The sequence below is a fragment of the Candidatus Pelagibacter sp. genome (genome assembly GCF_052049675.1).
Taxonomy (GTDB): domain Bacteria; phylum Pseudomonadota; class Alphaproteobacteria; order Pelagibacterales; family Pelagibacteraceae; genus Pelagibacter.
This window is the reverse complement of sequence record NZ_JBNGZM010000001.1, coordinates 108,855-134,765: the sequence shown is the minus strand read 5'-3', so window position 1 is coordinate 134,765 and position 25,911 is coordinate 108,855. Positions and strand designations below refer to the sequence as shown.

General features: G+C 25.8%; 23 protein-coding genes. 11 read left to right on the top strand and 12 right to left on the bottom strand.

What is annotated here, in order from left to right; translation table 11 throughout:
- Positions 1 to 35 precede the first annotated feature (35 nt).
- Positions 36 to 1,265: a tyrosine--tRNA ligase gene (gene tyrS / locus ACTT9L_RS00685; RefSeq protein WP_440927464.1), complete on the top strand. Its 1,230-nt coding sequence runs from the start codon at positions 36 to 38 to the stop codon at positions 1,263 to 1,265.
- Here the strand turns inward: tyrS and ACTT9L_RS00680 are convergent.
- The 3 genes from ACTT9L_RS00680 to ACTT9L_RS00670 form a co-directional block, all read right to left on the bottom strand.
- On the bottom strand, positions 1,262 to 3,691 hold the full coding sequence (locus tag ACTT9L_RS00680; protein WP_440927463.1) for a hypothetical protein: 2,430 nt from the start codon (positions 3,689 to 3,691) through the stop codon (positions 1,262 to 1,264). The two genes, tyrS and ACTT9L_RS00680, sit on opposite strands and share 4 nt — an antisense overlap.
- A protein-coding gene (gene prfB, locus ACTT9L_RS00675; RefSeq protein ID WP_440927462.1) for a peptide chain release factor 2 occupies positions 3,681 to 4,782 on the bottom strand; the annotation gives its coding sequence in 2 pieces (ribosomal slippage) (positions 3,681 to 4,712 and positions 4,714 to 4,782; 1,101 coding nt in all). Before prfB ends, ACTT9L_RS00680 begins: the two co-directional genes overlap by 11 nt.
- Entirely contained in the window at positions 4,782 to 7,118 is a 2,337-nt protein-coding gene (locus ACTT9L_RS00670) for a penicillin-binding protein 1A (protein ID WP_440927461.1), read from the bottom strand. Before ACTT9L_RS00670 ends, prfB begins: the two co-directional genes overlap by 1 nt.
- Before the next feature lie 99 nt (positions 7,119 to 7,217).
- Here ACTT9L_RS00670 and ACTT9L_RS00665 point away from each other — a divergent pair, with 99 nt between their 5' ends.
- Positions 7,218 to 9,035, top strand: a complete 1,818-nt coding sequence (locus ACTT9L_RS00665) for an Rne/Rng family ribonuclease (protein WP_440927460.1) — start codon at positions 7,218 to 7,220, stop codon at positions 9,033 to 9,035.
- Here ACTT9L_RS00665 and ACTT9L_RS00660 read toward each other — a convergent pair.
- Together ACTT9L_RS00660 and thiS are read right to left on the bottom strand one after the other, a co-directional pair.
- Positions 9,028 to 9,801: a thiazole synthase gene (locus tag ACTT9L_RS00660; RefSeq protein WP_440927459.1), complete on the bottom strand. Its 774-nt coding sequence runs from the start codon at positions 9,799 to 9,801 to the stop codon at positions 9,028 to 9,030. The genes ACTT9L_RS00665 and ACTT9L_RS00660 overlap by 8 nt on opposite strands.
- A 1-nt stretch (position 9,802) precedes the next feature.
- On the bottom strand, positions 9,803 to 10,021 hold the full coding sequence (gene thiS / locus ACTT9L_RS00655; RefSeq protein WP_440927458.1) for a sulfur carrier protein ThiS: 219 nt from the start codon (positions 10,019 to 10,021) through the stop codon (positions 9,803 to 9,805).
- 16 nt (positions 10,022 to 10,037) lie between these two features.
- On the opposite strand from thiS, the gene aroQ reads away from it, so the two are divergent.
- From aroQ to accC, 3 genes are read left to right on the top strand one after another with little or no spacing between them, the layout of a single operon-like run.
- Positions 10,038 to 10,487 carry a type II 3-dehydroquinate dehydratase gene (aroQ, locus tag ACTT9L_RS00650; RefSeq protein WP_440927457.1) on the top strand — a complete coding sequence of 150 codons (450 nt, stop codon included), beginning with the start codon at positions 10,038 to 10,040 and terminating at the stop codon, positions 10,485 to 10,487.
- Positions 10,474 to 10,908, top strand: a complete 435-nt coding sequence (locus ACTT9L_RS00645) for an acetyl-CoA carboxylase biotin carboxyl carrier protein (RefSeq protein ID WP_440927456.1) — start codon at positions 10,474 to 10,476, stop codon at positions 10,906 to 10,908. The genes aroQ and ACTT9L_RS00645 overlap by 14 nt, the downstream gene beginning before the upstream one ends.
- A gap of 3 nt (positions 10,909 to 10,911) precedes the next feature.
- On the top strand, positions 10,912 to 12,249 hold the full coding sequence (accC, locus tag ACTT9L_RS00640; RefSeq protein ID WP_440927455.1) for an acetyl-CoA carboxylase biotin carboxylase subunit: 1,338 nt from the start codon (positions 10,912 to 10,914) through the stop codon (positions 12,247 to 12,249).
- Here accC and ACTT9L_RS00635 read toward each other — a convergent pair.
- Together ACTT9L_RS00635 and ACTT9L_RS00630 are read right to left on the bottom strand one after the other, a co-directional pair.
- Positions 12,246 to 12,653: a DUF2155 domain-containing protein gene (locus ACTT9L_RS00635; RefSeq protein ID WP_440927454.1), complete on the bottom strand. Its 408-nt coding sequence runs from the start codon at positions 12,651 to 12,653 to the stop codon at positions 12,246 to 12,248. The genes accC and ACTT9L_RS00635 overlap by 4 nt on opposite strands.
- Positions 12,616 to 12,975 carry an NADH-ubiquinone oxidoreductase subunit NDUFA12 family protein gene (locus tag ACTT9L_RS00630; protein WP_440927453.1) on the bottom strand — a complete coding sequence of 120 codons (360 nt, stop codon included), beginning with the start codon at positions 12,973 to 12,975 and terminating at the stop codon, positions 12,616 to 12,618. Before ACTT9L_RS00630 ends, ACTT9L_RS00635 begins: the two co-directional genes overlap by 38 nt.
- 114 nt (positions 12,976 to 13,089) lie before the next feature.
- On the opposite strand from ACTT9L_RS00630, the gene ACTT9L_RS00625 reads away from it, so the two are divergent.
- Complete coding sequence (locus tag ACTT9L_RS00625; RefSeq protein ID WP_440927452.1) at positions 13,090 to 13,914, top strand: TSCPD domain-containing protein; 825 nt, start codon at positions 13,090 to 13,092, stop codon at positions 13,912 to 13,914.
- A 1-nt stretch (position 13,915) separates the two neighbouring features.
- Here ACTT9L_RS00625 and aspS read toward each other — a convergent pair whose 3' ends face one another.
- The 3 genes from aspS to ACTT9L_RS00610 are packed head-to-tail and all read right to left on the bottom strand — an operon-like array spanning position 13,916 to position 17,438.
- Positions 13,916 to 15,700, bottom strand: a complete 1,785-nt coding sequence (gene aspS / locus ACTT9L_RS00620; protein ID WP_440927451.1) for an aspartate--tRNA ligase — start codon at positions 15,698 to 15,700, stop codon at positions 13,916 to 13,918.
- On the bottom strand, positions 15,701 to 16,363 hold the full coding sequence (locus ACTT9L_RS00615) for a DNA replication protein (RefSeq protein ID WP_440927450.1): 663 nt from the start codon (positions 16,361 to 16,363) through the stop codon (positions 15,701 to 15,703).
- Entirely contained in the window at positions 16,350 to 17,438 is a 1,089-nt protein-coding gene (locus ACTT9L_RS00610) for a hypothetical protein (RefSeq protein WP_440927449.1), read from the bottom strand. Before ACTT9L_RS00610 ends, ACTT9L_RS00615 begins: the two co-directional genes overlap by 14 nt.
- 11 nt (positions 17,439 to 17,449) lie before the next feature.
- Here ACTT9L_RS00610 and purM point away from each other — a divergent pair, with 11 nt between their 5' ends.
- Positions 17,450 to 18,481 (top strand): phosphoribosylformylglycinamidine cyclo-ligase, encoded by a 1,032-nt coding sequence (purM, locus tag ACTT9L_RS00605; protein WP_440927448.1) that lies wholly within the window; start codon positions 17,450 to 17,452, stop codon positions 18,479 to 18,481.
- On the top strand, positions 18,456 to 19,037 hold the full coding sequence (purN, locus tag ACTT9L_RS00600) for a phosphoribosylglycinamide formyltransferase (protein ID WP_440927447.1): 582 nt from the start codon (positions 18,456 to 18,458) through the stop codon (positions 19,035 to 19,037). Before purM ends, purN begins: the two co-directional genes overlap by 26 nt.
- Here purN and ndk read toward each other — a convergent pair.
- Together ndk and ACTT9L_RS00590 are read right to left on the bottom strand one after the other, a co-directional pair.
- Entirely contained in the window at positions 19,027 to 19,437 is a 411-nt protein-coding gene (gene ndk, locus ACTT9L_RS00595; RefSeq protein WP_440927446.1) for a nucleoside-diphosphate kinase, read from the bottom strand. The two genes, purN and ndk, sit on opposite strands and share 11 nt — an antisense overlap.
- Positions 19,430 to 20,884 carry a leucyl aminopeptidase gene (locus ACTT9L_RS00590; RefSeq protein WP_440927445.1) on the bottom strand — a complete coding sequence of 485 codons (1,455 nt, stop codon included), beginning with the start codon at positions 20,882 to 20,884 and terminating at the stop codon, positions 19,430 to 19,432. Before ACTT9L_RS00590 ends, ndk begins: the two co-directional genes overlap by 8 nt.
- A 61-nt stretch (positions 20,885 to 20,945) precedes the next feature.
- Here ACTT9L_RS00590 and ACTT9L_RS00585 point away from each other — a divergent pair, with 61 nt between their 5' ends.
- The 3 genes from ACTT9L_RS00585 to lptD are packed head-to-tail and all read left to right on the top strand — an operon-like array spanning position 20,946 to position 25,865.
- On the top strand, positions 20,946 to 22,088 hold the full coding sequence (locus ACTT9L_RS00585) for an LptF/LptG family permease (protein WP_440927444.1): 1,143 nt from the start codon (positions 20,946 to 20,948) through the stop codon (positions 22,086 to 22,088).
- Complete coding sequence (locus ACTT9L_RS00580; protein WP_440927443.1) at positions 22,085 to 23,161, top strand: LptF/LptG family permease; 1,077 nt, start codon at positions 22,085 to 22,087, stop codon at positions 23,159 to 23,161. The genes ACTT9L_RS00585 and ACTT9L_RS00580 overlap by 4 nt, the downstream gene beginning before the upstream one ends.
- Positions 23,151 to 25,865 carry an LPS assembly protein LptD gene (gene lptD, locus ACTT9L_RS00575; protein ID WP_440927442.1) on the top strand — a complete coding sequence of 905 codons (2,715 nt, stop codon included), beginning with the start codon at positions 23,151 to 23,153 and terminating at the stop codon, positions 25,863 to 25,865. Before ACTT9L_RS00580 ends, lptD begins: the two co-directional genes overlap by 11 nt.
- Positions 25,866 to 25,911: the final 46 nt, after the last annotated feature.

Sequence of the window (25,911 nt, the reverse complement as noted above, 5' to 3'; positions counted from 1 at the left end):
TTTAAAAAAAATTTGTATATTGTAACTATAAACTTATGAATAAATTTTTAAAAGAATTTAAAAATAGAGGTTTTTTTTATCAATGCACAAGTGAAAATGAATTATCTAAACAGTTAGATGAAAAAAAAATTAAAGGTTATATAGGTTTTGATTGTACAGCAGAAAGCTTGCATGTAGGCAGCTTGTTGCAAATAATGTGTTTGCGACTACTTCAAAAAAATGGACATCAACCAATAGTCTTGCTTGGTGGAGGAACTACAAGAATTGGAGATCCATCTGGTAAAGATAAAACTAGAAGAATATTAAGTGAGGAAGAAATTGAGAAAAATATTAAAAATATTAAAAATATTTTAAAAAAATTTTTAGATAATGATGATCCAAATACAAAACCAATATTTGTAAATAATTATACTTGGCTTAAAGATTTAAATTATATTTCATTTTTGAGAAACATTGGAAAACATTTCACGATAAATAGAATGTTAACATTTGATAGTGTAAAACTTAGATTAGATAGAGAGCAATCTCTTAGCTATATGGAGTTTAATTATATGATTTTACAAGCATATGATTTTCTTGAATTAAATAAAAAAGAAGATTGTGTCTTACAAATCGGAGGTTCAGATCAGTGGGGAAATATCGTTAATGGTGTTGAGTTAATAAAAAGATATTCTAATAATCAAACTTTTGGTTTAACTACGCCTTTAATTACACTAGCAACTGGCACTAAAATGGGAAAAACTGAAAGTGGGGCTATTTGGTTGGATGAAAAATATTTATCGGCTTATGATTATTGGCAATTTTGGAGAAACATAGATGATAGAGATGTAATTAAATTTTTAAAAATGTTTACTGAAATTGAAATTAAGGAAATAGAAAGAATTAAAGATAAAGATATAAATGAATTGAAAATATTACTTGCTAATAAAACTACAGAAATGTTACATGGAAAAGAAGTGGCTAAAAACTCTGAACAAGCAGCAAAAGAAGCTTTTTCTGGAAACACTCTGGGATCTAACTTACCTAAAGTTGACGTTAGATTAAACAAAATAGAAGAAAAAATAAATATAGTAGACCTTGTTTTATTATCTAAACTAGAAACATCAAAAAGTGAAATCAGAAGACTTATAAAAGGGAATGCAGTTAAAATAAACGATGATGTTATTTCAAATGAAAAATTTGAAATTAATAAAAATTTATTTAAAGATAACTATCTTAAACTTTCCCTTGGAAAAAAAAGGCATATTAAAATAGAATTAAATTAATTTTTTTTAATTTTCTCTAAAGTTCTAGTAATAAATCTGGGTGTTAAAGTTTTTATAGGATTTACAGTAGTTTCTAAATTTTTAGGGGGTCCTTTAATTTTAAAGCTTACTCCAAAAACACCATCGCCCACTTTTTTTCCAATCAATAAATCACCAAGTAAAGGTATTGAAGCAATGGATCTGTTTATAGTTGTAGCAGGAACCAGTGTTCCTCTTAAGCTGATTAATTTGTCCTCCTCAATGTATCCTTCTAATAAAATAGATATTGCTGGACCAATTGCGTATAACTCTTGAATTTTCATCAGTTTATCCTGATTGGTAAAAATCATTTCAAAATCTGTAAACCTAATCCCTTCCCCTGTAAGTAAGTCCGCTATTCCTTGAAGAGATGCAAGGGCTAACAACTTTGCTAACGCTGGAATTTCTTTAACTTTAAAATTATCAATTACTAATTTAGAAGTTGAAACTCCATCTTTTTTCAAAGAGTAAAAGTCTAAATATCCCTCTTTATCATCTTTAAAACCCTTAATGAATTTATATCTATCTACTAGGGGTTTTGCCTTAGATGAGAAAAGAGTGGTAATTTTTTCACCTTGATCATTTGTTATAATTGTAAACTTTATATTTTGTAAATCATTATAAAAAGCCAAAATATCTGCTTGTTCTACTTTATTATTAATAATTTTTATCTTTCCATTCAAATCCTTAACAAAGTGTATTTTATCTAGGTAAACTTCTTCAAAATTTAGTTCCATACTTACATTATTTTCAAACAGATTGTTTTCTTTTTTATCAACAGAATCTAATAGATTTGAAAGTAAAGAATTTGCATTAAATGAAGTGCCATCAATTAAATAATTTTGGCCTTCTAATTTATTGATGTTGTAATTATTTTTTATATTTTCTGAGTCTAAATAATTAAAATTTGCCTGATCAATTTTTATTATTTGATTAGAATCGTTTAGATATAAATCCTTAATTTTAATATTATTATTTTCTTCATTAATAATAAAGTTATTTATATTAAGATTTTTATTATTTATAAGCTCTCCATTAATTAAAAGATTCATTTTACTTTTATCTTTTTTTTTATAATTAATATTATCAATTTTAAATTTTGTATGTTTTACGTTTAAATTAGTATTAAAACTTATTTTGTTTTCTTTTTTTTCAACAAAATAATCAATTTGTTCAAAATTTTTATCAATTTTAAATTTACCAGAACCTGAAAAAGTTAGCTTATTATCTTTAAAATTAATTTTTAATTTTTGATTATTAAAATTAATATTTTTGTTTATTTGAGGGAAGAAAATTTTTAAAAAATCTTGTTGCCCTAAAACTATATTTTTTAAAAATAATTCTGATTCTATACTTAAATCCTTGTCTTTTTTATTTATTAAATATTTAATCTCATCTGCTTCCTCAGCATTTAACTGAACTTTTCCCTCACCGTTAATTGATAGATTATTGTCCTTATAATTTAAATTTAATTTATGATTATTGAGTAAAATTAAGTCATCAACTTCTGGAAAAAAATTATTTATTAACTCTAATTTTTTATATTTTAGCTGAGTTATGTTTACATCAGAACTTAATATAATATTTTTAACTTTAAATTTTTCATCTATTTCTAGAGAAAATTTATTATTTGTTTTAAATTTAGCATCATCAATAATTATATTTTCAAAACTTAAATCAAAAAATTTTAATATATTTGAATTTAAACTTGACTGATCGTTTTCAACAATAGCATCAATCAAAAAACTATTTTTTTTCTTTTTTACGTTTAGTTTTTTTGAAATAAATTCAACCTCATCCAATTGGAAATTTATTCCATTAAAAATATAATTATCTTTTTGAAAATTGAAATTAAAATTTATATTTTTTAAATTAGCCTTATTTAAAAGATTAATACTTGCATCTTTTATCAAACCTTCAATTTTATAATCATTTTTTAAATTACCGTTTTCATCGATATTCAGAGTCAGGTCTAAAATTACATAACCTTTTTTTACAATTTTTTCTAATAAAAATAATTCAGTTTTATTATTTGTTGTCCGAATAAATTTAATTAAATCATTTAATAATATAGACTTAGTTGTTATTTCTATATTTGACGATGAAATCTTGTTTTTTATTAAAGAACCCAGTGAAACTTGCGTTTTAATACTTTCTAATGCTAAAGGTCTTTTTGAAAAATATACCGTAGTTCCAACTGTTTTTGCATAAACTTTTAGTTTAAAAGGATCTAGAATAAATTTAATATTTTTTAAATCTACTTCTATCTTTTTATTTATTAGTAAAATTCTTTTTTTAATTTGATCATTAAATTTATCTGTCTCTATACCTGCGGTACTAAGATAAACTGTAAAAACAACTAACACTGACAAAAGTAGGATAAAATATTTTAAAATATTATTTTTCATTTAATTTATAAAGCGATTGTTCCAAAAATTCATCAATATCACCATCTAACACTTTATCTGGACTAGTACTTTCAAAATTAGTTCTATTATCTTTTACTAGTCTGTAGGGTTGAAGAACATACGATCTGATTTGATGGCCCCACCCTATTTCGGATTTAGAACTTTCAACATTTTGGCTTTCTTCTTCTCTTTTTTTTATTTCATAATCATATAATCTTGCTTTCAACATATTCATACATGTTTCTTTATTTTTATGTTGAGATCTTTCATTTTGACATTGAACAACAATTTTTGATGGAATGTGTGTAATTCTAACTGCGCTATCAGTAGTGTTGACATGCTGACCACCTGCTCCACTGGAACGATAAGTGTCTACTCTTAAATCTTTTTCTAAGATTTCTATATTTATATTTTCATCTACAACTGGATAAATCCAAACACTAGCAAAACTTGTGTGCCTCCTTGCTCCGGAGTCAAATGGAGATATCCTAACTAATCTATGTATTCCTGACTCTTTTTTTAACCATCCAAAAACATAGTCACCATCTATTTTAATTGTTGCAGACTTTATACCAGCCTCTTCACCTCTATGTTCACTAATCAAACATGAGATAAAATTTTTTTTATCAGACCACTTTAAATACATTCTTCTTAACATATCAGCCCAATCTTGACTTTCTGTACCTCCTGCACCGGCATGTATTTCTATATAACAATTTAAGGGATCTGCTTCATTAGATAGAAAACATTTAATTTCATTTTTTTTAACATCAGTTCTTAAGTCTTTTATATTTTGTAGAACTTCCTTTTGAACTTGTAAGTTCTCTTCCTCGAGTGCCAGTTTATACAAATCATCTAAATCTTTTAGTTTTTCAACATTGTTTTTATAAGAATTAGTTAAATCTTCATAAAATTTTTTTTCTTTGATCACTCTTTTTGAGTTGTTTTTATCTTGCCAAAAATTGGCACTAACAATTTGTGAATTTAAAGATTGCAGCTTTGAATGGACATTATTTTTTTCAAAGATACTCCTGTATTTTTTGATTTATCTTTTCAACTTCTTCTTTAAAATTTTGATAATTATTATCCATTAGTAAAACTTTAATATATTATTTGAGTCTAATCTATCTGAATTTGTATAAAGTACTTTTCCATCAACTACATTTTCTTTTTTAAAAACCTCAATAATAGTATTCTTTGAGTTAAATTTTGCTTTTTGACCTGTTAAAGGGTCAACAACCATCATCACTGTTCCTTTAGCTGCCTTAAATGGTCTTGCATCATATTTATTAACAGAATTGCTAATAAAACTTTTGAAGATTGGCAAAGCAGTTTTAGATCCTGTTTCATATTTTCCTAATGGGGTTGGGTTATCTGAACCAACATAAACGCCAACTAGTAGATTTGAAGTAAAACCTATAAACCAAGTATCTGTATTTTTATTTGTTGTTCCAGTTTTACCTGCAATATTTAAATTCAATTCTTTTAGTTTTTTAGCTGTACCTCGTTGAACTACTCCTTCTAAAATTGAAGTCATTTGAAAAGCTGTTTCTGGAGAAAAAATTTGCGTATAGTTATTTTTAATCTCTGGATAATCGTTGGTTAAATAAGAAATTTGATCACAATTGATACATTTTCTTTTATCATTATTAAAAATAGTATTTCCCTCACTGTCTTGAATTCTATCTATCAGTATTGGTTCAACAAGTTTTCCTCCATTAATAAAAACTGAATAAGCAGATGTAAGTTTTAATAAAGTTGTTTCAGCAGACCCCAAGGACATAGATAAAAGTTCTTCTGGATTATCATAAATTTTTAATGCTTTTGAAAAATCAACTAATTTCTCTACACCAAGATTTTGGGCTATTCTTACTGTCATTAAATTTCTAGATTTTTCCAAACCAACCCTTAAGGTCGAAGGACCATAAAATTTTTTTCCATAATTTTCTGGTTTCCACATTTTTAAATCATCACCTTGTTCTAAAACCAGTGGTGCATCTAGAACTAATGATGTTGGTGTAAAATTATTTTCTAAAGCTAATGCATAAACAAATGGTTTGAAAGCTGATCCAGGCTGTCTTTTAGCTTGAGTTGCTCTATTAAATTCACTTTGTTTAAAACTAAAACCACCACTTAATGCTAAAACTCTTCCTGTAAATGGATCCATCACAACAATTCCACCATTTACTTTTGGTAATTGCTGTAAATTGAAAATATTTTCTTTAACATTTTTAACATAAATAACATCGCCAGGTTTTAATAATTTATTAAAGTCTTTCTTTGTCCAAGAAATGCTCTGATATTGAATAACACCTTTGATATTATCTTCTGTTTCTATTTCTGCTGAAAATTTATTTATCTTTTTGACTATTGCTAATTTCCAATTAGTTGAATTTTCTAATTTATACTTTTCTAGATCTTTTTTCCATTCTGAGTTATAAATCTTGTTAGTAAGCGGCCCTCTCCATCCTTTTCTTTTATCATACGCAATTAATCCATCTCTAAGTGATACAGTTGCAATTGTTTGTAAATTTAAATCTATTGGAGTATTGATATTAAAACCTTGTTTATAAACTTTATCATAGCTCAAAGTTTCAATTACACTCTTTCTCACATCTTCAATAAAATATTGAGCATCTTCTAAATAAATTTTTTTATTTTTTTTTAAAATTATTTCTTGTTTTGTAAGTTTTTCATACCATTCTGATGTTAAATAATTATTATCTAACAAATTTTTTAAAACTAAATTTCTTCTAAATTTTGCTACATCTAAGTTTCTGTATGGATTATATCTACTTGGTGCTTTTGGCAAAGCTGCTAATAAAGCAGCTTCTGAGTAATTTAAATCTTTAATAGATTTATCAAAATATTCTAAGCTTGCAGCAGCTACTCCATATGCTCCACTTCCAAGATAAATTTGGTTTAGATAAAGTTCTAGAATTCTTTCTTTAGTTAAGGCTCTCTCTATTCTAAAAGCTAGAATTGCTTCCTTAATTTTCCTATTTAAACTTACTTCATTTGTTAGTAAAAAGTTTTTTGCTACCTGTTGGGTAATTGTAGATGCCCCTTCCAACCTTTTAGACGATAAAATATTTGAAATATTGTTTATTACAGCCCTTGCAACACCTTTGGCATCAACGCCTGGATGTTTAAAAAAATTTTTATCCTCAGCAGATAAAAATGCGTTAATTACATTTTTTGGAATTGAATTAAATGGAACAAAAACTCTTTTTTCCTTTGAAAAATCTGCCACTAAATCACCATTACCTGAGTAAACTTTACTAGAAACAGGAGGTTTGTAATTTTTAAGGAACTTATAATCTGGTAAATCATTAGAATAAGTCCATAAGATACTTATTATCAAAATTACTGATAAAAGAATAAAAGACGTAATTAAAATAAAGATATTTCTTAAAAATTTATTCATTTTAATTTCATTATATCTTGGAATTTGTTAAAGATATGGCAAGGATAAAACAAAATTTTAAAAAATTAAATAACTAATGAAATTAACATTCACAAAATTATGGAAAAAAATTTATATATTGATGCTTCGCATCCTAACGAAACTAGAGTTGTTCTTAAATCAGGTGAAAATATTGAAGATTACGAGTACGAAGGTTTAAAAAATAACTTAATTAAAAATAATATCTATTTAGGAAAAGTAAGCAGAATAGAACCATCGTTACAAGCTGCTTTCGTTGATTTTGGAAGAGAGAGGCATGGGTTTTTATCCTTTAATGACATCCAGTCAGATTATTATCAGATTCCAAAAGCCGATTTAGAAAGAATTAAAGAAGAGGAAGAAAAAGCTAGAGAAGAACTTTCAAAAGAAGTTCAGGCTAAAGAAGAAGAAAATATTGCTAAAGGAAAACTAGAAATTGATGATCCAATAGAAAAAACATCAGAAGAGCAAACAGAAGAAGATTTAAATAATAAAGAAAATATTTCTGAAAAAGAAAATTTAGGTAATGGAAAAGAAAAAAAAAAGGAACATAGATTTAAATTTAAAAGGTATAAAATTCAGGAAGTAATTAAACCTAATCAAGTAATTCTTGTGCAAGTCATTAAAGACGAAAGAGGGCAAAAAGGTGCCGCATTGAGTACTTTCATTTCAATTGCAGGAAAATATATAGTTTTAATGCCAAACACTCCTAAAGGAGGAGGTATATCAAGAAAAATATTTAATCCTGCTGATAGAAAAAAAATAAGAACAATTTTAAATGAAATTGAAATACCTAGAGAGATGGGATTAATTGTCAGAACTGCTGGAAGCAATAAAACCAAAAATGAGATAAATAGTGATTTAACAACTTTGATTAATTCTTGGGGTCAAATAAAAGAAAACGCAATAAACTCTATTGCTCCTTCTTTAATTCATCAAGAAAGTGAAATAATTAAAAGAACTTTAAGAGATATGTTTGATGAAAATACTAAAAATATAATTGTAGAAGGTAACGAGGGTTATAAAAAAGCTCAATCATTCATGAAAACTATGATGCCATCAAATCTGAAAAAAGTAAAAAAGTATAGAGGAAAAATTCCATTATTTATTCAAGAAAATATTGAACAAAAGTTAAATCAAATATTTGACTCTGAAATTAAACTTAAATCAGGAGGTTATTTGGTTATTAACCCTACAGAAGCTTTAGTTTCTATTGATATAAATTCTGGAAGTTCAATAAAAGGAAAAAATGTTGAAAGCACTGCTTTAGATACAAATATTGAAGCTGCAGAAGAAATTGCAAGGCAAATAAAGATTAGAGATTTGTCTGGTTTAATCATTATAGATTTTATTGATATGCTTAGTTATGGAAATAGGAGGTTAGTAGAAAGAAAACTTAAAGAAAAATGTAGGTCAGATAGAGCAAGAATTCAAATTGGAAGAATAAGTAATTTTGGTCTTTTGGAGATGTCAAGACAAAGACTAAGAGAAAGTGCAATTAAATGGAAAGTTACATTAACTGATGAGTCTTTTGCTCAAAAACTTTTAAAGATTGTTGAGTTAAAAGCTGTAATTAATAAAGCTAAATTTGTTGAATTAAAAGTTTGTAAAAAAATTTCAGATTTTCTTAAAGAAAATTTTGTTAATGACCTAACTTATTTTGAAAAAAAAAATAAAATGAAAATAGATATTATTAGTGAGAATTCGTTAATTATACCTGAGTACATTATAGATATTAAAAATAAATCAAAAAAAACCATTGAACTAATAGAGTATTACGAAAAATTAAAAAATTTAGAAAAACAAAATAAAGAAGATAAATTTTCAGAAAAAAAAGAAAATAAAAAAACTAATAAAACAAAATACAATAAAAAAAAATATTATAAAAAAACTAAATAATTCCTTTTGATGGTGAGGATGGATTACCCATTAAAATTTTATCTATTCTTCCAGATTTGTAAGATTGTCTTCCGGCAATAACAGCATTTTTAAAAGCAAGAGCCATTTCAAATGGTTTTTTTGCTTTTGCTATAGCAGTGTTAACAAGTACTCCGTCACATCCTAATTCCATTGCAATTGTAGCATCTGAAGCTTGACCTAAACCAGCATCAATAATTAATGGAAGTTTGGTTTGTTTTCTAATTATTTGAATATTGATTTTGTTTTGAATACCCAATCCTGACCCAATTGGTGCGGCTAGAGGCATAATAGCGTCAGCGCCTGAATTCTCTAAACGCTTAGCCATTATAGGATCATCATTACAATAAACCATAACCTTAAAACCCTCTTTAGCTAAAACTTCTGTAGATTTTAGAGTTTCAATCATGTCAGGAAATAAATTTTTTTTATCTGCTAAAACTTCTAATTTAACTAGCTTCCAACCACCTATTTCTCTTGCCAATCTTAAAGTTCTCAAAGCCTCTTTTGAATTAAAACATCCAGCAGTATTGGGTAAATATGTGATTTTTTTTGGATCTACATAATCCATAAGCAAAGGCTTATTTTTATTTGAAATATTAACTCTTCTAACAGCAACCGTTACGATTTCTGCTCCTGAAAGTTTAATTGCTTTCGCACACTCAGACATACTTTTGTATTTTCCTGTTCCAACAATTAATCTGGAATTAAATTTTTTATTTGCAATAATTAGACTATCTTTTTTCAAACTAACCACCTCCAATAAAATGAACTATTTCGATTTTATCATTTTTATTTAATTTTATTTTATCAATTTTTTTTTTATTTATTATTTCTTCATTAAGCTCAATTGCTACTTTATTTAATGGTATTTTTAGTTTTTTTAACACTATAGAAAGGTTAGAATCTTGATTTATATATTTGATTTTACCATTTATTTTAATTTTTATTTTTTTTATTTTTTTCATCGTATATAAGTGCTGAATGAATAATAAAATAATTATTATTAATGGTCCAAATCTTAATCTATTAGGTGAAAGAGAACAATCACAATATGGATCAACTACTTACGACCAACTTAAAGTGAATTGTTCTAAAAAAGCACAAGAAATTGGTCTTGATGTTGAATTTACTCAATCTAATGTTGAAGGTGAGCTTGTTAATATAATTCAAGATGCTAGGAAAAAATTTGATGGTATGATTATAAATGCTGCTGCATTTACTCATACCTCTGTAGCCATAAGAGATGCACTAGATTTATTTAAAAAACCAATAATTGAGATACATTTATCTAATATTTATAAAAGGGAAGAATTTAGACATAAATCACTCATAAGTGGTGTTGTAACTGGAGGGATTTTTGGATTAGGTACTGAAGGATATATTTTGGCCATAATTTCATTACAAAAGACTTTGCATAATGAAAATAGATAAGAAAATAATTAGAGAACTAAGTGATTATTTAAAAGAATTTAATCTTACTGAAATTGAGATAACTGAAAAAGATACAAAAATAAAAGTATCAAAAAATAATGATTCAATTAGTAATCAACCACAAGTTATTTCGCCCTCATCACCTGCAACAAGTTCAACACCTCCTCAAACTCAAAATATTAAATCAGGAACTGATATTACTTCACCAATAATTGGAACTGCCTATCACGCTCCAGAACCTGGTGCTAAAAAGTTTGTTGAGATTGGAAAAAAAATTAAAAAAGGCGATACAATAATGATAGTTGAGGCAATGAAAACAATGAATCATGTCCCTTCAACAGCAGATGGTGTAGTAAAAGAAATTTGTGTTGAAGATGGCCAACCTGTAGAATTTGGTCAAACTATTATTATTCTAGAATAAACAATGTTTAAAAAAATTTTAATTGCAAACCGTGGGGAAATTGCGGTTAGAATTATTAGAGCTTGCAAAGAATGGGGAATATCAACCGTTGCTGTACATTCTGACGTAGATCGAGATAGTATGCACGTCAGGCTTGCTGATGAAAGTGTATGTATAGGCTCACATCAACCTCAAAATAGTTACCTGAATATACCTGCATTGATGTCAGCTATAGAATTAACTAATGCTGAAGCTGTTCATCCTGGTTATGGTTTCCTCTCAGAAAATACAAATTTTGCAAAAATATTGGAAGAAAATAAAATTAGATTTATTGGAGCTTCTTCAAAATTAATTGCAATGATGGGGGACAAAATTCAAGCAAAAAGAATTGCAAAAGAAAATGGATTACCAGTAATCGAGGGCTCTGAGGGTGGAATTGAGGATATATCTCAAGCTCAGGAGCTTTGTAAAAAAATTGGTTTTCCTATTCTAATTAAAGCCTCAGGTGGAGGTGGTGGAAAAGGCATGAAAATTGTTTTCAAAGATGAAGAATTTGAAACATTGTTCTCTACAGCTAAATCAGAAGCACAAAAATATTTTGGAAATAATGAAGTTTATATTGAAAAATTTTTTCAAAACCCAAGACACATTGAAGTGCAAGTTCTTGCTGGTAAGAATCGGGTTGTACATCTTCATGAAAGAGATTGCTCAGTACAAAGAAGGCATCAAAAACTTATTGAGGAAACGCCTAGTCCAGTTTTAAACAACGAAATTAGAAAAGACCTTTTTGAAAAAACTGTAAATATGGTGAAAAATATTGGTTATATGGGAGCTGGTACTGTTGAGTTTATATATGAAGATGGAAAGTTTTATTTTCTTGAGATGAATACTAGAGTTCAAGTAGAACATCCAGTTACAGAGATGGTTACAGGAATTGATATTATAAAAGAGCAAATTTGGATTGCATTTTCAGGAGAAACAGCTTTAAAACAAAGTGATATAAATCCTAGAGGACATGCAATTGAATGTAGAATTAATGCTGAAGATGCAAGTAAAAACTTTCAACCCTCTCCTGGTACTATTGGTTTATGTCATCAACCCTCTGGTTTCAGAACTCGAGTAGACGGAGCTATATACCAAGGATATAAAGTAACGCCTTACTATGATAGCATGATTTGTAAGTTAATATGTCATGGTCGAAATAGATCAGAGGCAATTCAAAGAATGAATAGATCTTTAGATGAATTTGTTATCGAAGGAATAACAACAACTATTCCTTTACATAAAAAACTATTAAATCACAAAAAATTTATTGAGTCTGACTTCAACGTAAGTTGGATAGATAAAGAAAAAATCATTTAATAGCATCTTATCAACCATACATCATATACAGGGTGGTCAAAAGGTTTGATTGAAGGACTTGATGAAAACATCCAGCCATTAAAAACAAAAACTTCATCATTATTTTTATTTGTTAAGTCTCTAACTTGAATGTAAGCTGTTATCTCTGGATTATCATCAAACTCAGAATTTTTACATTTAAGACTTTTTATTTCTAAATCTTTAAATTTTTTTAATTCTCCATTTTTAAGTTTAAGCAAGGTATTTTTAGAGCTTATTTTATCTAAAATTTTTATATCGGTAAAAATACCTTCTAAATTATTTTTTGAATTTGAATCTAAAGTTAAAGAAAAATAAAATAAAAAAACTAAACTTATTAATTTAAATTTATTCTTTCCAACTTGAGTATTTTTTTTTAACACCATCTTTATTTTTATTTGGATAATAAGCTGAGTCGGTCCCTGTTAAATTTTCTTGATGTGGTTTTTGCCAATCATATTTTTCCAAATTATGTTTTTTTTCGATTTTATTAGGAGTAAAATGAATCCAAGAATACCATTCTACAGGAATTTTTGATGCATCAATTGTGTTAAAATAGATAACCCACCTTTTTCCTTTTTTACTTTCATAATATTTATTACCTTGCTCATCAGTACCAACTAATTTTCCAAAAAAAATAGTTTTTAGTCTTGTTCCAAAAGTATCTTGATTCCACCAAGTGAAAATTTTTTTAAAGAGTGTCAACATAATATTTTTTTATTTATTCAATTAAAAATTGTAAAATTTAAATTAGACTATAATATGAATATGTATATAAATTAATTGATTCATTATTCAAATTAAAATTTAAACTGAGGTCAAATGGCAAAATATCTAGTTGAAACTTATTATACCTGTACTTTTAAAGTTAATCATTATTTAGATGACATTAACGAGGTGGAGTTAAAAAATTTAGAAAAGAGAGATGATGGAAAATTCGAAGTTATAGATGTAAAACTTGATAACAGAAGAACAAAAAGTCTAGATCCAAAAAATAATAAAGTCTTAGAAAGCAAAAAAGTAGAGGTAATTAAAGAAACAAACAATAAAAGCCCAATAACTAAAGAAAATATATTAACAAGTATTAACACAGCCAACGAAAAGTCAGGTAAAAGATTTAGCATGCCTGATAGACGGAAGGGTTATATTCAAAAAGCCACTATCGGTGATCACAAAGTCTACCTGCATACTGGAGAATATGAAGATGGAAAAATTGGAGAAATATTTATTGATACCAGTAAAGAGGGCGAACTTGTTAAAGCTTTAATGAATAACTTTGCAATTGCTGTTTCTTTAGGCCTTCAATATGGTGTTCCGTTAGATGAATTTATAAGTGCATTTGTTGGTACAAAATTTGAACCATCTGGAAAAGTCCACGGCAATGATAGAATTTTAAGCGCTACGTCAATTTTAGATTATATTTTCAGAGAATTAGCTATTTCATATCAAAATAGAGAGGATCTAGCTCACACTCCTGCAATTGGAGGAAATGATCTGATAAACACAGAGGATCATAACTCTGATGATCAAAACCAATTATTAAAAATTGTAAAAGATATTACAAGCAAAGGTTTTGTAAGAAATAATTATAAAAAAAATCTAGTTGATCTTTCAGATGTAAAAATAAGTTTAAAAGGTAAAAAGTAAGTTATTTTTTAATTTTTAAAGAAAGATTTAATTCTTTCAATTGATCTGAATTTACCTCAGATGGTGCATTCATCATTAAATCTTGTGCATTCTGATTCATTGGAAACATTGTAACTTCCCTTATATTTTTTTCATTAGCGAGTAACATTACAATTCTATCAATACCAGGCGCTATTCCACCATGTGGTGGTGCCCCAAAACTAAGTGCATTAATCATTCCACTAAATTTTTCATCTACTTGCTTTTTGTCATATCCTGCAATTGAAAAAAGTTTGTACATAAGTTCTGGTTTATGATTTCTAATAGCTCCAGATGATAGCTCGATTCCGTTACAAACTATGTCGTATTGATATGCAAGTATATCTAAAGGATTTTCAAGATCTTTTTCAGTTAAATTGCCCTGAGGCATTGAGAATGGATTGTGACTAAACTCTATCTTATTAGTTAATTCATCTTTTTCAAACATTGGATAATCTACAACCCAACAAAATGCAAATATATTTTCATCTATTAAATCAAGATCTTTTGCAATTTTATCTCTTGCTAAAGAAGTAATTTTTTCTAATTCATCCTTTTTTCCACAAGCCATAAAAATACTATCTCCTATTTCACAGTTTGTTTTTTTCATGATTTCAAGTAAAGCGTCTTTAGAAAAAAATTTACCTATAGGACCTTTTGCTGAAATATCTTTATCTTTTTCAATAGTAAAATATGCTAGACCAGAAGCACCTTCTCCTTTTGCCCATTTATCCATATTATCAAAAAAACTTCTTGGCTTTTCTTTTGTATTTTTTGTGACAATACATCTTACTTTAGATCCAGATTTTACCAATTTTTTAAATATTTCAAATGAAACATCTTCTCTAGTAAATATATCAGTTATATCATTTATAATTAGTGGGTTTCTTAAATCTGGTTTATCTGTACCATATTTAAGCATCGCTTCCTTGTATGAAATCTTTGGAAATTTATCAAACATTAGTTTTTTACTAGAAAAATTTTTAAATGTATTAACCATTAATTTTTCAACTACATTAAATACATCTTCCTGCTCAACAAATGACATTTCTAAATCTAATTGATAAAACTCACCAGGACTTCTGTCAGCTCTTGCATCTTCATCCCTAAAACATGGTGCGATTTGAAAATATCTATCAAACCCTGAAACCATTATTAATTGTTTAAATTGTTGGGGAGCCTGAGGTAATGCATAAAATTTTCCTGGATTCAAACGGCTAGGTACTAAAAAATCTCTTGCACCCTCCGGACTAGATGAGGTTAAAATTGGTGTTTGAAATTCTAAAAAACCTAATTTAGTCATTTCATTTCGTATATATGAAATAACTTTGGATCTTAAAATAATGTTTTCATGAATTTTTTTTCTTCTTAAATCTAGAAATCTATATTTTAATCTTATTTCTTCAGCATATTCTTGATCACTAAAGACTGGCATTGGCAGTTCTTTACACGTACCTAAAACCTCATATTTGTGAATAGCAACCTCTATTTCACCTGTATCAATTTCAGAATTAATTGTTTCTTTAGATCTATTAACAACCTTTCCCTCAACTTTAATTACTGTTTCTAATTGCATTTTTTCTAAATCAGAAAAATATTTATTCTCTTTATCAATTATACATTGGGAAATTCCATAATTATCTCTTAAATCTATAAATAACAAATTACCATGATCTCTTTTTTTATTAATCCAACCTGAAAGAGAAATTTTTTTATCTACATCCTCTTTTCTTAATTCATTACAATTATGTGATCTGTACTTGTTCAATTAATCCTCTAATGCTTCTTTAATAATTTTAAAGTCAATCGGTTTTTTTCTTTTTAAACTAATTTCGTCGATTTTATATATGAAATCAGAAATTTTGCCATAAGTTCTATCAATTCTCTTAATTATAAATTCAATTAGTTTTTGGTCTATTGATATTTGACGATCAGAAAGATTTTTTAATATTAATGCATAAAGTAAATCGTCACCAGGTTTTTCAATGTGAGATAAAATAAAATTATTAGATCTTGAATTGAGATCATTTAGTTTAAATTTAAAGTCAACTATTGGTATTATTGAGGTTACAATTAAATACTTATTATCCTGATCTATTATGTTAATAAGTGTATATAATAAGTTTTCATTTATTTTTTCAGTTAAATCCTCAATAACGATATTTTGAAAAATTTTAATTTTTTTAAGAAAATCATTATTAATATCTTCTGCATTAATTTTAATTCCTCTATGCTTTTCTAAAAATATATTTATTAGATGACTTTTCCCTGAAAACTTTTCGCCTATTAAGTTAATAAAATTTTTATCCCATTTAGGCCAACTATTTAGAAGACTAAAAGAATGTTCGTTGCTATTTGAAACATAAAAATCCTGATCTTTAAAATTTTGTTCGTAATGAAATTTAAGTATTTGCTGATTAAGATTTGTCATTTAAAACCCAAATTTTGTTTTTGATTTCAAAATCATAATTATGATAACTCATGACCTCTAAAAATTTATCAGGTGTTCCATTGAATATAATTTTATAAAAATTATTTTGATTATCAAACTTGTAAATAGAAAAATTATATATCAAATCCATACGAGATAAGATTTTTTCAAATTTATTAATTTTTATATTATTGGAATTATCTATAGAAATATTTAATGATAGCTTTACTGAGGTATTAATTTGATTTTGTGATTTCCAAAAATCTTCGTAAACTAATTTTAAATTATCAATAAATTTAAGCGTCTCTTCTTCTTCATCAAAATTAACTTCAGTATAATTTAAATTTTTTAAATTGTTTTTTTGATTAAAAAAAATTCTGTTAAATACTCTTATTTTATTATTATCTTTAAACACAATCATAATTATGTGATCGCTTATATTGTATTTTTTTATAATTTCTTTAAAGTCATAATCTTCCAAATTATTAATATTTTTTTTAATCAAACTAAAATCATCAAGATCTTGAGTAGGTAAGATATAATTTAAAAGGCTGTATTTTTTGATATTTGAATTCCAGTTTGAAAATAACTTATTCTCAGAGAAAATTGAAATTTGATTTTTATTCTGATCAACAAAAACTGGAATGAATAAGAAATCTTTTTTTACAGGCAAAGAAGGAAATATATTTTTCGTTTCTAACAAATCAAATATGTTTTTTTTATTAAACGAGACATTCAAAGTAAGATAATAAATCTCATCTATAAACTTTTCCTCTACAATTGAGAAAGTTTCAATCATTCCTTTTATTTGATTAATTGAAGTATTTTTTAATTTTATTTGATCTTTACTTTGAACAATTGAAAAAATCAGTTCATTATACGCCTCCACAAATCCTTTATCGATAATTTCATTTTTATTAAAATTAATTTCAAAAGGTGTAGATATTTCAATATCATCTATAGAAAATGTCTTTGCATGAATTTTTTCTGTGGAAAAGAAAATATTTATTAAAGCAAGAAATAAGAAAAAATTATATAAAAGCTTTAATTTTTTAAGTTTAGAAATAAATTTCATAAAACATATTAATGAATAAAAAAAAATTTACCTATAAAAAAAGTGGAGTTAACATCAAAGCTGCTGACAAATTTGTTGATTTCATTTCTAAAGTTTCATCAAAAAAAAGAGGCAAAAAAAAGTTTTCTAATATAGGTGGCTTTGGTTCAATTACGAATATACCAAATAACATAAAAAAACCTAAAATTGTAGCCAGCACTGATGGAGTGGGAACTAAAATTGAAATTGCAAATATTTTAAATAAATTTGATACTATTGGAATTGACCTTGTTGCTATGAGTGTAAATGACTTAATAGTTCAAGGGGCTAAGCCGTTAATTTTTTTAGATTATATATCTACAAATAAAATTAATCTAAAAAAACTCAAAGCAATAATAAAAGGGATTAGAAAAGGTTGTGATCAATCAGAATGTGAACTGGTTGGTGGAGAAACTGCTGAAATGCCTGGAACCTACGAAAAAGGAAAATTTGATATTGCAGGTTTTGCTGTTGGTGTTGTTGGAAATAATAAAATTTTAAAAAAAAATAAAATAAAAAAAAATAATCTTATACTAGCAATTCCATCTAGTGGTTTACATTCTAACGGATATTCTCTTGTAAGATATTTATTAAAACAAAAAAATATAAATATTAAAAAAAATAAATTTTTGAAGTCTGAGCTTTTAAAACCTACTAAAATATATGTTAAAGAGATAATGAATTTAATTAATAATAAATTAATTAATGGTTGTGCAAATATAACTGGTGGAGGACTATCAGATAATATAAAAAGAATTATACCAGATAAACTTTCTGCAAATATTAATTTAGGTCAAATTAAAACTTCAAAAATATTTAATTGGCTTAAAAATAATGGAATTTCAGATAAAGAAATGCTCAAGACTTTTAATTGTGGAGTAGGTTTCTGCCTAATTATAGAACATAAAAATTTGAAAAAAATAAATAAATTTTTTTCAAAAGAATACAAACCATATGTCATTGGAAAGATTTCTGAAGATAAAAACAAAGTTATACTAAATGGTTCTATCGACTGGTTACAATAAAACTAGAACAGCTGTATTTATCTCAGGTACAGGAAGTAATTTAAAATCTCTAATTAAATTTTCAAAAACTTCTATATCTCCTATATCCATTAATTTTGTCATTTCAAATAATTCTAAAGCAAAAGGATTAAATTATGCAAAAATTTACAAAATTAAAAAAAAGGTATTCAGTTTTAAAAATAAAAAAAAAAGTGAAATAAAATTACTTTCTATTTTAAAAAAAAATAACATTAATATGATTTGTCTTGCTGGGTTTATGAAAATTTTGTCAAAAAATTTTATAAAAAAGTTTAAAGGAAAAATTTTAAACATACACCCATCTTTACTTCCTAAATATAAAGGATTAAATACTCACTTAAGAGTATTAAATAATAAAGAAAAATACTCTGGATGTACTGTTCATTTCGTAAATGCTAGATTAGACTCAGGGAAGGTTATCTTACAAAAGAAAGTCAAGATTTCAAAAAATGAAACAGAGGCTTCTCTTGCTAAAAAAATTTTAGCTCAAGAACATAAACTATACCCAAAAGCTATATTAAAAGTTTTTAATCTTTAAAGAAAAAATCTATTTCAATTTTAGCATTTTCAACACTATCGGATCCATGTACTGAATTCTTATCAATTGAAATTCCGTATTTATTTCTGATTGTGCCCTCCTTAGCATCCTTTGGATTTGTGGATCCCATTAGCTCTCTATTACCTATTACTGCATTTTCTTTTTCGAGAACCATAACCACAATTGGACCAGAAGAAAGATAATCACACAATTCGTTATAAAATGGCTTAGTTTCGTGAACTTTATAAAATTTTTCTGCCTCATTTTTTTCAATTTGAATTTTTTTTTCTTTTAAAACAGAAAAACCATTACTTTTAAAAATTTCTTTAATTTCGTTTTCAAGATTTCTTTCAACTGCATCAGGTTTAATAATAGACAAAGTTTGTTCTAAATTACTCATAATTATCCTCTATTAGCTTGTTTAATAATCTTACACCATACCCCGTTGCGCCACCTGAATTTAATGCTCCTCCATATTTTGAAAAAGCCATTCCAGCTATATCTAAATGAGCCCAAGGTGTTTTATTTAAAATAAATCTTTGTAAAAATTGAGCAGCAGTTGTAGATCCTGCGCCTCCAACATAATTAATATTTTGCATATCTGCATTTTTAGAGTCAATTAATTTATCAAAATTTCTATTTAGCGGCATTCTCCATACCTTCTCTTCCACATTTTCTCCTGCATTGATCAATTGATTTGATAATTTATCATCGTTTGAAAATAAACCTGCATATTCAGATCCAAGAGAAACAATAATTGCTCCTGTGAGAGTTGCCAAATCTATTATGAATTTCGGTTTAAATTTTTCTTCAGTGTAAGTTAAAGCGTCTGCTAACACTAATCTACCTTCAGCATCGGTATTTAAAATTTCAACAGTCTTCCCACTATAAGATTTTACAATATCTCCAGGTCTTTGAGCATTACCACCTGGCATATTTTCTACCAAACCAACCACACCTACTGCATTTACTTTTGCTTTTCTTAATGCCAAACTTTTCATTAATCCAACAACTACTGCTGATCCTGCCATATCATAGGTCATATCTTCCATAAACTTTGCAGGTTTAAGTGATATACCTCCAGTATCGAAGCAAACCCCCTTTCCTACAAAAGCTAAAGGTTTAGATTTATTTTTTAAACCATTCCATTCCATTGTTACAAGGTAAGAACCTCTTATACTGCCTTGACCAACTCCCAGCAAAGTATTCATTCCTAATTTTTTTAATTTTTTTTCATCATAAATATTAATTTTTAGACCATATTTTTTTAAAGAGTTTATTCTTTTGGCATATTCATCTGGATGCAAAACATTTCCAGGCTCAGATACTAAATCTCTAGTATAAAATGTTCCCTCTTCTATAGAATTAAATTTAACCTGATCTTTTAAAGATGGTTTATGTTTTCCTATGACCAAAATAGTAATTACTTTATTGTTTTTTTTAGTTTTATATTTATCAAATTTGTAAGATTTCAACTTGAGACCATGTAGAAAATATCCAACATGTTTCATTAATTTACCCGAAATTGTATCAGAATTTAAGCTAAACTCGTTTTGCTTAAAATTTTTAACTAAATCATAAAATTCTGCACCTAGATTTTCAGTATCAGAACTTGTAAAATTGTTTTTCAGTGAAACTAAAATTATTTTTTTTTTTGATGATAAATCAAAAGATAGTATTTTTTTCTTAAGATCTCTAGTTTTGATCAAATCTGAAATTAAGGAATATTCTGCCCTTAAAATATGATTTTTTAAACTCGAAATATTGTATTTTTCATCAACAAAGAAAATAATGTTTTCAGAGTTTTTTTTTGACGATTTATTTTTATAATTAATTGTGATAGTCATAACTTTTAAATACACTCTACACGAGATGGATGCTATATATGAGTAAAAATAGCATATTTCAATGAAAAAAATTCTTTATAGAAAATTTTTGGCAGATTGTTTTGTCTTTTTTATTATAAGTTTAGTAAGTACTAGCGTTATAATCTGGATTATTCAGGCAGTAAATTACTTGGATATAGTTATATATGAGGGTCGTGATTACAGTGTTTATTTAAACTATGCTCTTTTAAGTTTTCCTAAAATTGTTAGCAAAATATTACCATTTGCATTTTTTTTTAGCTTTACAACTGTGATAGCAAGATACGAATTGAAAAATGAATTAATAATATTTTGGAACTTTGGGGTCAACAAAATTAATTTTGTTAATTTTTTTTTATTCGTCTCATTTATTTTGTTTTTTATTCAAATTTTTTTAACATCATTCGTAGTTCCTAGTACACAAAATTTATCTAAATCAATTGTAAGAACATCTGACTACAATTTTGTAGATAATTTTATTAAAATCAAAAAATTTAACGCTGCAGTTAAAAATTTGACTATCTACACTGAAAACAAAGATAAAGATGGAAATTATAATAATATTTATATTAAAAAAAATACCGGAGAAGATAATTTTCAAATTACCTATGCTAAAAAAGGTATATTTAAAATTAATAATGGAAATACAGTTTTAGAACTTTATGATGGTGAAAATATAAATTTAAATAAAGGTAATTTAACAAATTTTAGTTTTTCAAAGTCAGAATTTAATTTATCTATATTTTCCTCAGACACAATTTTATATCCAAAAACTCAAGAACATAAAACTTCAGATTTAGTGGAATGTATTCTTAATCTAACTGATAAAAGTGTAAAAGACAGAAACAAAATAAGAGACAGGATTCATAATTGTGAAACAAAAAATTTAGATAATATAATCGTCGAACTCTTTAAAAGAATAAATATACCTTTGTATATTCCTACATTAATGTTATTGTCACTACTTTTAATAATTTACTCAAAAGAAAAAATTAATTATTCAAGATTTAGAATAATTGTATTTCTTATTGGGTTTTCTTTAATAGTTCTTTCTGAAGCCTCATTAAGATTTGTTGGAAATTCTTTTATAAAAAACCTATTTATTTTTTTAGTTCCAATTTTAATATCTATATTTCTTTATTTTTATTTTATTTATAAATTTAACTTTAAATCACCTTCAAAATGAAAACTTATATTAAATTTCTTGTATCAACTTATTTAAAATCCTTCATTTATGTTGTTTGCACAATTTTTAGTTTAATTGTGATTATTAATCTTTTAACTGAATTAGAATTTTTTAGAGAGATAGATGTTAATGTTTTTTTTACAATATATTTGGCTTTACTAAATTCACCTTCTATGATTTTTGAAGTTTTCCCTTTTATTTTTTTATTATCAACTCAAGTTTTTTTTATAAAATTATTTACTAATAACGAAATTCAAATTTTTAAATATTCTGGACTTAAAAATTCTAGAATATTGTTAATAATATGCTCAATTTCATTAATTTTAGGGTTATTAATTATAAGTGTATTCTATAATACGTCTTCTAACTTAAAAAATTTTTATCTTGAATTAAAATCGGTATATACGAAAGATGGTAAATATCTTGCGGTTATTAATAAAAATGGTCTTTGGATAAGAGATAAAATTGAAGATAAAGTTTTAATTATAAATTCTTCAAAAATTGAGGGAAATCTTCTAATAAATAACTTTATAACCGAATTTGACAGTGATTTTGAGGTCATAAGAAATATTAAAAGTGACACAATAGATATTAAAAAAAATACGTGGAAAATAATTAATCCTGAAATTTTTATTGCAAATGTAAGTGAAAAAAAAGAAGGCTTTATAGAAATTAATTCTAATTTTAATTATGAAAGAATACAAAGTCTTTTCTCAAACCTATCCTCTCTTTCATTTTTAGGACTTCTTGAACTTAAACATAATTATAAATTATTAAATTTTTCTACTGTTGATATTGATATTCATATACAAAAACTAATTTCATATCCAATCTATTTAATTTTAATGACTGTATTTTCTAGTGTTTTAATGTTTGGTAGTAAAAAAATTAAAAGTAATACTTTAAAGATATCAATTGGTCTTTTTTTATGTGTATTAATATACTATTTAAACAATTTATTTTATGTACTTGGTTTGACTGAAAGATTGCATTACATGATATCAGTATGGGCTCCATTATTTTTTTTAATTTTTCCAATTCTTATAATGACGTATAGAGTAAATGAAAAATAGTATTAAAATTTTTTTTATTTTTTTTTTATTAAATTTATATTTATTTTCAAATGCAAGTTCAAATGAAATATTTAAATTTGAAGTTTCAGAAATTCAAATTACACAGAACGGAAATTTAATTAAAGGTTATAATGGTGGAAAAGCAACAACTAATAATGGCATTTCTATTAAAGCAAATGAGTTCGAATATAATAAATTATTAACAAGTTTAGATGCTTATGAGAATGTTGAATTAGAAGATAAAAACAGAGGTATCTTTATAAGTAGTGATAATATTACATATTTAAAAAATTCTGAAATAATAACTGCAAAAGGAAATATAAAATTAAAAGATAAAAGAAATAATATTTTAATTAGTGCAGATCAAATATCATATTATGTGAACCAAAAAAAAATAGTTGCAAAAAAAAGTGTTATAATTGAGGATTTAAAAAATAATCAAACTTTAAAAGCAAATGAAATAATATATTTTCATAATAATTTAGAAATAATTGCAAATACTGATGTTGAATTAAGCGATAAAAAAAAAGATTTAATTATAAATACAGATAAAATTAAATATCAAAAAAAAATGGGTAAAATTATTACAACAGGTAAAACAGAGGCTATAATTCATTCAAAATATAAATTTAATTCTAAGAATGTTGTTTTTTTGGAAAATGAAATGAGAATTAGTTCATTTAAAAAAACAAACATTTTAGATAATAATTTTACATCTTTTGAGGTTGGGAGTTTTGATTTTGATATTATTAATGAACTTCTTAAAGCTACAGATATAAAAATAATTGAAAATATAAGAGTCCAAATTGATCAAAGCAACAAATTATATTTTGAAACAGGATTTTTTGACCTTAAAAATAGAAAGTTTGATGCAACAAAAGCAGAAATAAATTTTAAGAGAAATTTATTTAACAGGAAAGAAAATAATCCAAGATTATATGGTGTTTCATCAAAACAAAGGGGGGAAGTTACATCTTTAAAAAAAGCTGTTTTTACAAGTTGTAAAAAAACAGATGATTGTCCAGTTTGGAGATTTGAGGCATCTGAAATTAAACATGATAAATTAAAAAAACAAATATCTTATAAAGATGCAGTCTTAAAAATATATGATTTACCTGTTTTTTATTTTCCAAAGTTTTTTCATCCTGACCCATCTGTAAAAAGACAATCTGGATTCTTACAGCCAAACTTAAAGAGCTCTAATAATTTAGGATCATCTTTAAGTATTCCATACTTTTATACAATTAGTGATAATAAAGATTTAACTATTAATCCAATTTTATTCTCAAAAAATACTCAAATGCTTCAAAACGAATACAGGCAAAAAAATAAAAATTCCTCATTCATTGTTGATATTGGTATAGTAAATAACTTCAAATCACCTTCGACCAACAAGAAAAAAAATATCAACCATTTATTTGGAAAGTTTGAGAGTGAGCTGGGACTAAAAAATTTTTCAATTAGTAATTTAAATATTTTTTTAGAGAGAGTTTCTAAAGATACTTATCTAAAATTATTTGGTGACAATCTTTCTGATAGTGAAATTTTGCCAAAAAATTCAGACAATTTAAATTCTGGATTTAATATATTTTTGGAGGATAATAATTATTCAATTTATACTGGAGCAAATGTTTATGAAGACCTCACAAAAATGCAAAATGATCGGTACCAGTATGTCTTACCTTTTTATAATTTTTCTAGAAATGCAATAGAAACTAAATACGGGTATTTAAATTTTTCATCAATTGGGGACAATACTCTAGATAATACAAATAAAGTTAAAACCAAGATAATCAATGATACAAATTTTAAATTTAATAGTCACATTTTTGAAAATTTAGGTGTCAAAAGTAACTTGAATTTTTATTTTAAAAATTTAAACAGCCTTGGTAAAAATGTTTCAGAATATAAATCAAGTCCACAAATTGAATTGCAATCTCTAATAGAATTTAATTCTGAATTGCCATTAATAAAAATATCAAAGATGAATAATGAAATACTGATCCCCAGAGCATCCTTACGATTAAACCCAGGTGATATGAAAAACTACGCTACAAGTGAAAGAAAAATAAACATTGGAAATATTTTTGATATAAATAGGCTGGGTTTAAATGATACATTTGAGTCAGGAAATTCTATTACTCTTGGAGTTGATTACAAAAAGGAAAATAAAAATAATAAAGATAATTTTTTAGAATTAAAAATGGGTTCAGTTTTTAGAGACAATGAAGAAAGCAACATCCCATCCCAATCAACTCTAAACCAAAAAAATTCTAACTTGTTTGGATCTATAAATTATAGAGCATCAGAAAACTTAAAGATTGATTATAATTTTGCGATTGATGATAAAATTGATAAATTTGAACACAACTCAATCGAAATTGACTTGTCTTTAAATAACTTTGTTACTACTTTTAACTTCATAGAGGAAGACTCTGAAATTGGAAATACAAATATTTTTGAAAATACGACAAGTTATAAATTTAATGACGCAAATACTCTTACCTTTAAAACCAGAAGAAATAGAGAAATTAATCTAACAGAGTATTATGACTTGGTTTATGAATATAAAAACGACTGCTTAACCGCTGGTATAAGGTTTAATAAAACATTCTATGAAGATAGAGAACTTAAACCCTCTGAAAATCTTATGTTTACAATAAGTTTCTATCCAATAACATCTTTTGAACAGTCAATTAAATAATGTTTAAATTAAAAAAAAAAATTATATTTATTTGTTGTATTTTTTT

What these genes read in the sequence shown, in the direction of transcription:
- ACTT9L_RS00585 (WP_440927444.1), top strand. Translation starts at nt 20,946, where the DNA reads ATGAAAAAAATTCTTTATAGAAAATTTTTGGCAGATTGTTTTGTCTTT.
- ACTT9L_RS00680 (WP_440927463.1), bottom strand. Translation starts at nt 3,691, where the DNA reads ATGAAAAATAATATTTTAAAATATTTTATCCTACTTTTGTCAGTGTTA.
- ACTT9L_RS00630 (WP_440927453.1), bottom strand. Translation starts at nt 12,975, where the DNA reads ATGTTGACACTCTTTAAAAAAATTTTCACTTGGTGGAATCAAGATACT.
- ACTT9L_RS00625 (WP_440927452.1), top strand. Translation starts at nt 13,090, where the DNA reads ATGGCAAAATATCTAGTTGAAACTTATTATACCTGTACTTTTAAAGTT.
- purM (WP_440927448.1), top strand. Translation starts at nt 17,450, where the DNA reads ATGAATAAAAAAAAATTTACCTATAAAAAAAGTGGAGTTAACATCAAA.
- ACTT9L_RS00580 (WP_440927443.1), top strand. Translation starts at nt 22,085, where the DNA reads ATGAAAACTTATATTAAATTTCTTGTATCAACTTATTTAAAATCCTTC.
- tyrS (WP_440927464.1), top strand. Translation starts at nt 36, where the DNA reads ATGAATAAATTTTTAAAAGAATTTAAAAATAGAGGTTTTTTTTATCAA.
- ACTT9L_RS00645 (WP_440927456.1), top strand. Translation starts at nt 10,474, where the DNA reads ATGAAAATAGATAAGAAAATAATTAGAGAACTAAGTGATTATTTAAAA.
- ACTT9L_RS00610 (WP_440927449.1), bottom strand. Translation starts at nt 17,438, where the DNA reads ATGAAATTTATTTCTAAACTTAAAAAATTAAAGCTTTTATATAATTTT.
- ACTT9L_RS00615 (WP_440927450.1), bottom strand. Translation starts at nt 16,363, where the DNA reads ATGACAAATCTTAATCAGCAAATACTTAAATTTCATTACGAACAAAAT.
- ACTT9L_RS00590 (WP_440927445.1), bottom strand. Translation starts at nt 20,884, where the DNA reads ATGACTATCACAATTAATTATAAAAATAAATCGTCAAAAAAAAACTCT.
- ACTT9L_RS00635 (WP_440927454.1), bottom strand. Translation starts at nt 12,653, where the DNA reads ATGGTGTTAAAAAAAAATACTCAAGTTGGAAAGAATAAATTTAAATTA.
- ACTT9L_RS00665 (WP_440927460.1), top strand. Translation starts at nt 7,218, where the DNA reads ATGGAAAAAAATTTATATATTGATGCTTCGCATCCTAACGAAACTAGA.
- aroQ (WP_440927457.1), top strand. Translation starts at nt 10,038, where the DNA reads ATGAATAATAAAATAATTATTATTAATGGTCCAAATCTTAATCTATTA.
- ndk (WP_440927446.1), bottom strand. Translation starts at nt 19,437, where the DNA reads ATGAGTAATTTAGAACAAACTTTGTCTATTATTAAACCTGATGCAGTT.
- thiS (WP_440927458.1), bottom strand. Translation starts at nt 10,021, where the DNA reads ATGAAAAAAATAAAAAAAATAAAAATTAAAATAAATGGTAAAATCAAA.
- ACTT9L_RS00670 (WP_440927461.1), bottom strand. Translation starts at nt 7,118, where the DNA reads ATGAATAAATTTTTAAGAAATATCTTTATTTTAATTACGTCTTTTATT.
- purN (WP_440927447.1), top strand. Translation starts at nt 18,456, where the DNA reads ATGGTTCTATCGACTGGTTACAATAAAACTAGAACAGCTGTATTTATC.
- accC (WP_440927455.1), top strand. Translation starts at nt 10,912, where the DNA reads ATGTTTAAAAAAATTTTAATTGCAAACCGTGGGGAAATTGCGGTTAGA.
- lptD (WP_440927442.1), top strand. Translation starts at nt 23,151, where the DNA reads ATGAAAAATAGTATTAAAATTTTTTTTATTTTTTTTTTATTAAATTTA.